The following is a 1,473-nucleotide window of genomic DNA, read 5'->3' on the forward strand; positions in this document are numbered from 1 at the left end:
ATGGTTGCGGGATCAAAGAGGGCAGTGGCGTATTCTATGCCACCAGAAATCATGCCCTCCGATTCGTTGAGGTGTAGGCTGAGGTCGAATTTCGACGTGGTGTGATGTATCGCAGGTCCGGACTGGTGTGCAACTCCATCCAGTGCGGACATTGTTTGAGACATCTGTTCCCAGGCGAACATCACCTGAAAGAGAGGTGTATGAGCCATGCTTCGAATCGGCCTAAGCACCTCAACCATCTGCTCGAAGGGAATATCCTGATTGCGCAAGGCCGCCAGGATCTGTGTTTTGACGCGCTTAAGTAGATCGCTTACGGTGGGTGAGCCAGCCAGATCCAGACGAACCGGCAAGGTGTTTACGAAAAAACCGATCAAAGGGTCGAGCTCTGGCCGTCCACGATTGGCCGTCGGCGTTCCGACGACCAAATCCTCCTGACCTGCAAGTCTAGATAACAGTAGGAACCATGCGGCGAACAGGGTCATGAACAAGGTCGTGTCATGACGGGAACTGACGATCTTTAGTTTTTGCGTCAAGTCCCCATCTAAGAAGATAGTTCTGAACGCACCGGCGTAGCTTTGTTCTGCTGGTCTCGGATAATCGGTGGGAAGCTGGAGAAGAGAAGGTGCCCCCGCCAAAGCAATTCTCCAGTATTCACTTTGTTCTTGTAGCCGCTCTCCTTCCAGCCAATGTCTTTGCCATACCGCATAATCGGCGTACTGTATCGCTAGACTCGGCAGCGGACTTTGTTCGCCCCGAATATATGCATTGTATAAAGAGATGAATTCATCACGGAAGATCCCCATCGACCAGCCATCAGAAACAATGTGGTGCATGGTAACGGCCAGCAGTGTCTCATCGTTGTCGGCCAGAATGAGATGAGCCCGGACCAGCGGCCCCCGTTCCAGATCGAACCGGCCATCCGCTTCGCGTTGCAGGACGGCCCGTACCGATGATTCGGGATCAGGATGATCCCGAAGATCTGTTTCGGAAATCTTAAAGTTCAACGTTTCCCACGGTTGAATTCTCTGAAAAGGCGTCCCAGCTTCGACATAAAATGTCGTGCGCAACGCCTCATGTCTGGCAAGCACGGTATCCAGAGCCCATCGCAGCGCATTGCGATTCAGATCGCCCTGTAACCGTAAATAGAAGGGGATGTGGTAACTTCTGCCTGCACTCTCTATTTGCGATATAAACCATAGACGTTGCTGTGCGAATGACAAGGGGATCGGTTGATTCCGATCTATCCTGCGTATCGGAAGTAAGACCGGCAGATCATTTTTCTTCAGCGACTGAGCAAAATCTTTTATGGTGGAATGAGTAAAAATCTCTCCCACATTGACATCAATCTTCAGGCGCGCCTGAATCTGAGCAATCATTCTTATGGCTAGCAGGGAGTGACCTCCCAAGGCAAAGAAGTTGTCATGGCGCCCGACACGATCCAGCTTGAGCAACTCCATCCAGAGAGCGGCGATA

At 51.7% G+C, this 1,473-nt stretch carries 1 protein-coding gene; it reads right to left on the reverse strand.

All coding sequences use genetic code 11. The features are described from left to right. On the reverse strand, positions 1–1,451 hold a 1,451-nt coding region (locus HDF16_RS30105), incomplete at its 3' end, for a condensation domain-containing protein (protein WP_246410506.1). Positions 1,452–1,473: the final 22 nt, after the last annotated feature.

Origin of the sequence: Granulicella aggregans, from assembly GCF_014203275.1 — a bacterium.
In the GTDB taxonomy this organism is placed as follows: domain Bacteria; phylum Acidobacteriota; class Terriglobia; order Terriglobales; family Acidobacteriaceae; genus Edaphobacter.